Annotated in this window: 6 protein-coding genes; all 6 read left to right on the plus strand. The window is 74.7% G+C overall.

The features are described 5' to 3' along the window. Positions 1-191: 191 nt before the first annotated feature. Positions 192-2,531, plus strand: coding sequence for a lantibiotic dehydratase (locus tag FOE67_RS00680; RefSeq protein ID WP_182659765.1), 2,340 nt, complete (start codon positions 192-194; stop codon positions 2,529-2,531). Beyond that, the gene (locus FOE67_RS00685; RefSeq protein WP_182659766.1) at positions 2,531-4,027 is read left to right on the plus strand and encodes an amino acid adenylation domain-containing protein; all 1,497 of its coding nucleotides are present in this window, start codon (positions 2,531-2,533) and stop codon (positions 4,025-4,027) included. Before FOE67_RS00680 ends, FOE67_RS00685 begins: the two co-directional genes overlap by 1 nt. Continuing rightward, positions 4,024-4,950 (plus strand): threonine ammonia-lyase, encoded by a 927-nt coding sequence (locus FOE67_RS00690; RefSeq protein WP_182659767.1) that lies wholly within the window; start codon positions 4,024-4,026, stop codon positions 4,948-4,950. The genes FOE67_RS00685 and FOE67_RS00690 overlap by 4 nt, the downstream gene beginning before the upstream one ends. A gap of 139 nt (positions 4,951-5,089) precedes the next feature. Then, the gene (locus FOE67_RS00695) at positions 5,090-5,347 is read left to right on the plus strand and encodes an acyl carrier protein (RefSeq protein ID WP_143623229.1); all 258 of its coding nucleotides are present in this window, start codon (positions 5,090-5,092) and stop codon (positions 5,345-5,347) included. Positions 5,348-5,367: 20 nt separating this feature from the next. Then, the gene (locus FOE67_RS00700; RefSeq protein WP_182659768.1) at positions 5,368-7,731 is read left to right on the plus strand and encodes a lantibiotic dehydratase; all 2,364 of its coding nucleotides are present in this window, start codon (positions 5,368-5,370) and stop codon (positions 7,729-7,731) included. 246 nt (positions 7,732-7,977) lie between these two features. Beyond that, a partial coding sequence (locus FOE67_RS00705; RefSeq protein ID WP_323383960.1) for a condensation domain-containing protein occupies positions 7,978-9,464 on the plus strand: 1,487 nt, incomplete at its 3' end.

Here is a 9,464-nt window from a genome sequence, read left to right on the forward strand (position 1 = left end):
TCGGTCCTCCCGGGTGCGGTGGAAACGTCCGGCACCAGCGTGGGCCGGGAACGCGGCGACGGACAGGGAGAAACGCGCAGCGCCGGCGGCAATCGACCGTGCGACTCCTTCCCTGGTGAGGGGGAGAGGCGCGGCGGCAGTGTTCCGGTACACCGAGGCACCGCCGACCCCGCTGTGGAAGGAGTCCCGCCATGCCGGACGTTCCGGAGAACGTGCAGCTGCCCACCGGGGGGTGGCGGCTGTGGGAACACTTCGCCCTGCGGGGGCCGGGTTTCCCGGCCGACGGGGTGCTGGAACTGGCCCCGCCCGGCCTGGCCGCCGCCGCGGACAAGTTCGACTCCGATCGGCGCCCCTCGGGCCCGGAGTGGGAGGGCTTCGTCGAGGCGTTCGACGCGGCGGCGGTGGCGACGGCGCACCGGTTGCGGGAGATCGCGGCGTCGCCGCGGTTCCGTGCGGCGGTGGCGTGGCAGAACCCGACGGTGTTGCGCACGGGTATCGCGCCGTTCCTGAAGTGGGAGCCCAGCGCCGCGGGGCGCACCAGCATGCCGCGTCAGCGCGAGGAACTGGTCGCGCACTACTGGCAGCGGTTCTGCGTGAAGAACGACACCATCGGCTTCTTCGGCCCCGTCGGCTGGGGACGCTGGGACCTGTCCCGTCACGACGCGGTGACCGTGGACCCGGGCGAGGGCTTCCTCGCCGACTCCCGCGTGTACTTCGCGAGCTGGGCCATCGACGCGTTGGCCCGGTCGGTGGGGGAGGACCCCCGGACGCGCCGGTGGATCCCACCGCGTCGGATCTCCTTCGTCCGGCTCGACGACGGACGGGTGCGGCTGCCCGGTCGCCCCCCGCAGGAGATCTCCGAGGAGGACCGCGCCGTTCTGGAGCTGTGCGACGGAACGCGTTCGGTGGTCGCGATCGCCGACGGACTCGGGGTGTCCGAGGAGCGGGTGACCGGGATCGTGGAGAGCCTGGTCAAACGGCGCTGGGTCCACTGGCGACTGGAGGTCCCCTCCAGTTCCTTCCCCGAGCGGGCCCTGCGGGAGATCCTGGTGCGCATCGGCGATCGGGAGCTGCGCGAGGAGGCGTTGGAACGCCTCGCGGTCCTGGAGCGCGGACGCGACGCGGTGCAGGCCGCCGGCACCGACGCAGCTCCCCTCACCCGGGCCCTGGAGGCGCTGGAGACCGATTTCGCCGCCCTCACCGCGACCGAGGCCCAGCGCGCCAAGGGCGCGCGAACGGCTCCCTGCCGGGGGCTGGTCTACTCCGACGCGCGACGTGCCGCCCGCGCCACGCTGGGCACGGATCTGCTGGACCGGCTCACCCCTCTGGGGATGTGCCTGACCGCCGCCCGCTGGATGACCAATCGCGTCGCCGAGGTCGTGGGGGGTCGGCTGCGCGAGGAGTACCGCAAGCTGGCCGCCGCCGGCGACGGGATCGTGGACCTGGGCACCCTGTGGATGTCCTCCCTCCCCTCCCCGCACCCCCGGGCGGGCGCGGACATCGACGCCGTCCAGGAGGAGCTGCGGGCCAAGTGGTCCCGGGTGCTGGAGGTTCCGGAGGGGGTACGACGGGTGCGGCTGGACTCGGCGGACATCGCCGACCGGGTCCGGGAGGAGTTCGAGGAGCCCGGCGCCGGGTGGTCCCTGGCCCGTTACGTCAGCCCGGACCTCCTGGTGCTCGCCGACGACCGGGAGGCCGTGGAGCGCGGCGAGTTCGAGCTGGTGCTGGGCGAGATGCACTGCGCGCTCAACACCATGGGCGCCTCGCTCTTCGTCCACCAGCACCCGGACCGGGAGGCTCTGGTGGCCGAGACGACCCGGGACTTCCCGGGCCCGCGTCTGCTGCCGCTGCTGCCCAAGGAACTGCCGCTGAAGTGGTCCGCCCGCAGCCGCCCCTCCCTGGATCGACCTCAGGACTACCACGTGGCGCTCGTCGACGACACCGGCGACCCCCACCGGCCGCGCACCCTGCGCAGCGCGGACGTGGCGGTGGAGGAGCGCGACGGGGAGATGATCGTCGTCCTGCCCGACGGGGCGGTCTTTCCCCTGCTCGACGTCTACGCCAACACCCTCACGCAGCGGGTGATGGACCGTTTCAGCCTGCGTCCGGAGGGGGACCACACCCCGCGCATCACCATCGACGACATGGTCGTCTCCCGCGAGACGTGGTCCTTCGACGCGGCGGAGCTGGAATTCGCCGAGGAGAAGCGGGAGGCCGGCCGCTTCGTGGGGGCCCGCCGGTGGCGGCGCGAACACGACCTGCCCCGCTTCGTCTTCGTCGTCTCCCCGACCGAACCCCGCCCCTTCTACGTGGACTTCGACAGTCCCGTCTACGTCAACATCCTCGCCAAGGCCGCCCGGCGACTGGCCCGGCGGGAACCGGGGGCCCGCCTGCGGATCAGCGAGATGCTGCCCACCCCCGAACAGGCGTGGCTGACCGATGACCGGGGGCGCGTCTACACCTCCGAGCTGCGTTTCGTGGCCGTCGACACCACCACCCCCGCGGCGGACGGGGACGGGGGTGAACGGTGATGCGCACCTTCGTCGACGACATCGCCGCCCTGGCCGCCCGCGACCCGCACCGCGTGGCCGTGACCGGTCCGGCGGGGAGCGTCTCCTACGGGGAGCTGATCGACCGGGTCGAGCGGTTGGCCGGGGCGCTGCGCTCGCGGGGAGCCGGGCCGGAGACCGTCTGCGCCGTCGCCGTGGATCGCGCGGACGCCGTCGTGGCCACGGCCGCCGTGATCCGTTCGGGCGCCGTCTTCCTCGGCCTGGACATCGAGCAGCCCCCGGCCCGGCTCGCCGCCCTGGCGCGCAGCGGAGGGGCGCGGATGCTCCTGACCACCGCCGACCTCGCCGGGCGTCTCACCGACCTGCCCGTCCCCGGGCCGCCGGTGCTCATGGACGATCCGGCGCCGGCGGGTGAGCGGGGGGAGGCCGCCGGACCGGACGAACGGAACGCGGCCTACGTCAGCCACACCTCCGGCTCCACCGGCGAACCCGCCCCGGTGCTGATCGAACACCGGGCTCTGGACACCTATCTGCGCTCCGTCGCCCGGGACTGCCGGCTCGGCGCGGACACCGTCGCGCTGCAGGTGGCGCCCCAGGGGTACGACGCCTCGCTCCGCGACACCTTCGCCCCCCTGCTGGCGGGGGGCCGGGTGGTGGTGGTGCCCCGCGCGGTGCTGATGCGCCCCGCGGCCCCGGGCGCCGCCATCCGGGAACACGGCGTGAACACCCTGCTGAGCGTCACGCCCTCCTTCCTGTCCTTCCTCGCCGGACAACCGGACGCGGCCGACGTCCTCGCCGGGGTCCGCCTGGTCGCCTCCAGCGGCGAGTCCCTGCGGCCCTTCCTCGCCGCCGGTGGACGGGAACTCGTGACCGGGGAACTGATCAACCAGTACGGACCCACCGAGTGCACGATGACCTCGACCCGCCGCGTCGTGCCGCGCGCCGGGGAGGCGGCCGACATCGTCGGCGAGCCCCTGGACCACGTGGTGGTGCGCCTGGTGGACGGCGACCTGGCCCCGGTGCCCGACGGCGCGGTGGGGGAGGTCCTCATCGGCGGCACCGGGGTGGCGCGCGGCTACCGGGGGCAGCCCTCCCGCACGGCCGAACGCTTCGTCCCCGACCCGCTGGGTCCGCCCGGGGCCCGCCTCTACCGCACCGGGGACCTGGCCCGCCGGGGACCGCACGGACTGGAGTACCTCGGGCGCACCGACCGCCAGGTGAAGATCCGCGGCCACCGGGTCGATCCGGCCGAGGTGGAGGGGACGTTGCTGGCCCATCCGGGCGTCACCGGCGCCGTGGTCACGGCCGGGAACGACGACCGGGGGCGCGTCTTCCTCACCGCCCACGTGACGGGGGTGCCGGCCGGCGTCGGGGACGCCGAGCTGCGCACCCACCTGCTGCGCTCCCTGCCGCCGCACCTGATGCCCCGCCGCTTCGTGCGGCGGGAGTCCCTGCCCACCACGCGCAGCGGCAAGGTCGACCGTCGTGCGCTGGCCGCATCCGGAGGGGCGCCGTGACCGCCTCGGACACCCGGCTGGGCCCCGCCGACGTCCGGGCCGCCGCGTCCCGCATCGCCCTCCACGTCCGCCGAACCCCGCTGACCGGGACCCCGCGCGGCACGCTGCCGCGCCTGCTGCTGAAGGCCGAACACCTCCAGCACGGCGGTTCGTTCAAGACCCGTGGCGCGGTGAACGCGGTGCTGGGGCTGGGGGCCCGGCGGATCGTCGCCGGCTCCTCCGGCAACCACGGCATCGCCCTCGCCCGGCTCGCCGCTCCGCTGGGGGTGGAGGTGACGGTGGTGATGGCGGCCGGGGCCAGTCCCGCCAAGGCGGCCCTCATCCGGGCCCTGGGGGCGCGGACGGTCACCGTGCCGGGGGACGTCGTCGACCGCGAGGCACACGCCCGCGCGCTGGCCGAGCGGACCGGGGCGACCCTCGTGCCCTCCTCGGACCACGAGCTGGTCGTCGCCGGACAGGGCACCGTGGGGACGGAGATCCTGGCCGACGCGCCGGACACCGACACCCTCTACGTGCCCGTGGGCGGTGGCGGCCTCCTCGCCGGGATCTGCCTGGCAGCCCGGGACCACCGGGTGCGGGTCGTCGGTGTCGAGCCGGTCGCCCTGCCGCGTTACGCCCGTTCCCTGGACGTCGGCCGCCCCGTGCTGCTGCCGGGAGCCGACACCGTGGCCGACGGCCTGCGCGGCCGGTGCCCGGGAGAGATCACCTATCCGATCGTCCGTGAGCGCGTCGACTCCCTGATGGCCGTCGACGACGCCGAGATCACGGCGGCGATGACACTGCTGAACCGGCACGGCGTCCGAGCCGAGCCCAGCGGGGCCGTCGCCCTGGCCGGGGCGTTGCGGGACGGTGCGCGGGGACGCGCCGTGGCCATCGTCTCCGGTGGCAACGGAGGCCGGCCGCCGATGTCCGCGATCCCCTGACCGACCCGCCCCGGTCGGTGTCCGCCGCTCGCCGGCACCGGCCCGGGCCCCGCTCCGGCACACCGGAGCCCGACCCCGGGACATCCGTTCCGGGGGAACCGTTCGCGCCCGTCCGGGCCCGAGACCCCGAGGAGACACCGTGACCACCCACGCCCGCCCCACCGTCGCCACCGTCACCGAGCTGCTGGTGACCGCCTTCCGCGAGGCGCTCGACCTCCCGGAGTGCGACGAGCACAGCGACTTCTACGAGTCGGGGGGCGACTCGCTGACCGCCTTCCGGATCACCGCGCACCTGCAGGAGGCGCTCGACATCGAGGTCCCCGTCGCCCTGCTGTTCGCCTACCCCACCCCCGCCGAACTGGCCGCCGTGGTCGAGGCCGACTTCACCGGCGCATGACCGCGGGGAGGCGGAACGCCATGAACGGGAACGTGACGGGAACACGGGCGGAGACGCGAACGGAGACCGGGGCCGAGACGGAGACCGGGGCCGACACGGGTAGCGGGCATCCGGTCCGGCTCGGGCGCCGGAGGCTGTGGGAGCAGTTCGCGCTGCGCGGCGCCGGTTTCCCGGCCGACGGGGTGCTGGAGCTGGCCCCGCCCGGCCTGGCCGCCGCGGCCGACAAGTTCACCGCCGACGAGGAACCGACCGGCGAGGCGTGGGAGGAGTTCACCGCCCTCCACACCGAGGCGGCGGTGGCGACGGCGCACCGGTTGCGGGAGATCGCGGCGTCGCCGCGGTTCCGTGCGGCGGTGGCGTGGCAGAACCCGACGGTGTTGCGCACGGGTATCGCGCCGTTCCTGAAGTGGGAGCCCAGCGCCGCGGGGCGCACCAGCATGCCGCGTCAGCGCGAGGAGCTGGTGGCGCACTACTGGCAGCGGTTCTGCGTGAAGAACGACACCATCGGCTTCTTCGGCCCCGTCGGCTGGGGACGCTGGGACCCGACCGTCGAGGGGGTCGCCGTGGACCCCGGTCGGGGACTGATCGCGGCCACCGAGGTGTACTTCGCCGGGTGGGCCGTCGACGCCCTGGCCGAACACCTGGACCGCGATCCGGCCCTGCGCGAGTGGACCGCGCCCCGCCCGGTGCCGTTCGTCCGCGTGGAGGGGAACGTGGTCCGGGTGCCCGGTCGCCCCCCGCGCACGGTGGACGACCCCACGGCCGAGGTCCTCGCCCTGTGCGACGGCGTGCGGACCGCCCGGGAGATCCGGGCCGCGCTCCCGGCCGTCGACGTGACGGCGGTACTGGAGGAGGTGGTGGCCCGCCGCTGGGCGGTGTGGCGACTGGAGGTTCCCGCCTCCACCCATCCGGAACGGTGGTTGCGCGCCTGGTTGGAGGGGATCGACGATCCGGAGGTGCGCGACCGCGGCCTGGCCGCGCTGGAGGTGCTGGAGCGCGGCCGGGAACGTGTCCGCGCCGCCGGGGAGAGCGGGGACGCCGACGAACTGGTGGCCGCCCTGAGCGGCCTGGAGGGGGACTTCACCGCCCTCACCGACACCGCCGCCGTCCGGGAGAAGTCGGCGTCCACGGCCCCCTGCCGCGCCCTGGTCTACTCCGACGCCCGGCGCTCCGCCACCGTTCGCACGGGGCGGGCCGTGCGGGATGCGCTCGCCCCGCTCGATCCACTGCTCACCGCCGCCGGCTGGTTGACCTCCCGGCTCGCGGAGGAGGTGATGGGCCCGATCCGCGCCGTGCACACCCGCCTCGCCGCCGACGGACCGGTCGGCCTGGCCGACTTCTGGTTCGCCTGCATGCCCGTCCTGCACGGCGAGGCGCGCGGTGTCGCGGACCGGTTGCAGCGCGAGTTCCGGGAACACTGGTGGGACATCCTGAAGCCGCCCCCCGGCGCGCACCGCGTGCGCGGGACCCTGACCGACATCGGGAACGCGGTCGAGGAGCGTTTCGGCGGCGGACGGCCCGGCTGGACCGCCGCCCGCTACCTCAGCCCCGACGTCATGATCGCCGCGACGGGACCGGAGGCCGTGGCGCGCGGGGACTTCGAACTCGTCCTGGGCGAACTGCACCTGGCGGCGAACACCCTCGGCGCCTCGCTCTTCGTCCACCAGCACCCCGACCCCGGGGAGCTGGTGGCCCTGACCGACCGCGACCATCCCGGCCCCCGTCTGATGCCGCTGCTGCCCAAGGAGCACCGTTCCCGGCTGTCGGGCCGCATCCGCCACGCCCTGGTCCGGCCGACGGACTACCAGGTGGGGCTGGTGGACTTCACCGCGGACCCGCGCCGGCCGCGCACCGTCCGCGGGGCGGAGGCCGAGGTGGTCGAGCGGGACGGGGAGCCGGTCGTCCTGCTTCCCGACGGGGCGACCTTCCCGGCCGTGGAGGTCTTCTCCCACGCGCTGACCACCCTGGCCATGGACCTGTTCGACATCCTCCCCGAGGCTCCGCACACCCCCCGGGTGACGATCGACCGCCTGGTGGTCGCCCGCGAGACCTGGCGACTGCCCGCCGCGGAGGCGGACTTCGCGGAGGAGAAGAGGGAGGCCCGCCGTTACGTGGGCGCCCGCCGCTGGCGGGAGCGGCACCGGCTGCCCCGCTTCGTCTTCGTGGTCTCGCCCACCGAACCGCGTCCCTTCTACGTGGACTTCGACAGTCCGGTTTACACGACCATCCTCGCCAAGGCCATCCGTCGGCTCGCGCGCCGGGAACCGGGGGCCGCGCTCACCCTCACCGAGATGCTGCCCACCCCCGAACAGAGCTGGCTGACCGACGACGAGGGGCACCGCTACACCTCCGAGTTGCGGTTCGTGGCGGTGGAGGAGGGCTGACCCGCGCCTCCACCGCGGACTCGCCCCCGGCTCCCACCGCCGTCCCGGTTCCCACCGCTCCGGCGGTCGTCCCTCCCACCCATCGAGCGCGGCGGCGCGCCCGGGCCGGCACCCCCGGCCCGGGCGCGCCGCCGCGCTCGATGTCGATCCGCGCAATCCCCCTGCGCGCAGCGTTGCGCCTTCTTCCCTGGTGACGGCTTCCCGCCGGCAGCACTGTGGAGGCAACCGACCGGAGGGAGGCCCACAGTGAGGGTTGGCGCGGCGCACCACGAGACCACGGGGACCGAGGGGACCACGCGAGGGGACGAGACCCCCGTCATGTCCTTCGCCCAACGGCGCATCTGGTTCATGGACCGGCTCGCCGGCGGTTCCTCCGACGCCCTGCTGCCCCTCGCCGTGCGGTTGGAGGGGGACCTCGACATCCCGGCGCTGGAGAGGTCGCTGCGGGGCATCCTGGAGCGCCACGAGATCCTGCGCACCCGCTACCCCGGTACGGACGGCGATCCGACCCCGCACGTGGAGGACGCCGGGAGGGTGGTGCTGGAGCACACCACGGCCGTCGACGTCGACGAGTTCTTCGCGCGGGAGCTGGGCCGTCCCATCGACCCGGCCGGCGAACCCCCCGTGCGCATGGTCCTCGCCCGGACCGCGCCGCGCGAGCACGTGCTCCTGGTGATCGTCCACCACATCGCCGTCGACGGGTGGTCCTGGAACATCCTCCTCCGCGAACTCGCCGCCGGCTACCGGGGCGAACCCGTCTCCCCGCCCCGGCGCCGCTACGCCGATTTCGCCCGCGACGAGCGGCGCCGGCTGACCGGGCCCCGCATGGAGCGCCTGCTGGACTACTGGCGCGGGCGACTCGCGGGCCTCACCCCGCTGGAACTGCCCACCGACCGTCCCCGCCCGGCCTTCTGGGACGGCGAGGGCGACGTGGTCCGCTTCGCCCTGTCCACCGAGGTGGTCGCGGACGTGGACCGGGTCGCCCGCGAGCACCGTGCCACCCGTTACATGGTCCTGCTCGCCGTCTACCAGGCGCTGCTGGCGCACCGTTCCGGCCGCACCGACATCGCGGTGTGCAGCACCATGACCGATCGCGGTCGGCCGGGGGCCGAGGAGGTCGTCGGTCCGTTCGTCAACACGCTGGTGCTGCGCAACGACCTCTCCGGCGGCCCCGGTTTCGGCGCCCTGCTGGAGCGGGTGCGCGGCAACGTGCTGCAGGACCTGTCCCGGGCCGAGGCGCCCTTCGACCGGGTGGTCGGCGAGGTGGTCACCGGCCGGGACATGTCCCGTCACCCCCTGGCCCAGGCGTCCTTCACGCTCCTGAACGCCGGTTACGAACCGTTGCGGCTGCCCGGCCTGCGGGCCGAACTGCTGCCCGCCCCCCTGGCGGGCAGTCCGCTGGACGTCTTCCTCGACCTGGGGCTGCTGCCGGACGGGCGGATCGCGGCTCGTCTCCAGTACGCCACGGCCCTCTTCGACCGCGCCACGATGGAGGACTTCGCCGCCTCCTACACCCGGCTGCTGCGCGCCGTCCTCGCGGACCGCACGACCCCCGTCGCCGAGCTGGCCCGTCGTTCGGCGCCCACCGGCGCGACGGACCCGGCCGTCACCGCCGCCGCGCCCGCCCCCGTCGTCCGTCACCGGACCCCGGTGCGGTTGTGGGGTGGTGGTGGTTCGGCGGTGGTGTGTGGGGATCGGGTGGTGTCGTACGGGGAGTTGGAGGGGTTGTCGGG

Origin of the sequence: Streptomyces calidiresistens (assembly GCF_014141525.1) — a bacterium.
GTDB lineage: Bacteria > Actinomycetota > Actinomycetes > Streptomycetales > Streptomycetaceae > Streptomyces > Streptomyces calidiresistens.

Bases quoted from the DNA above. Each gene is read 5' to 3' on its own strand.
- FOE67_RS00680 (WP_182659765.1), top strand. From the start codon at position 192: ATGCCGGACGTTCCGGAGAACGTGCAGCTGCCCACCGGGGGGTGGCGG.
- FOE67_RS00700 (WP_182659768.1), top strand. From the start codon at position 5,368: ATGAACGGGAACGTGACGGGAACACGGGCGGAGACGCGAACGGAGACC.
- FOE67_RS00685 (WP_182659766.1), top strand. From the start codon at position 2,531: ATGCGCACCTTCGTCGACGACATCGCCGCCCTGGCCGCCCGCGACCCG.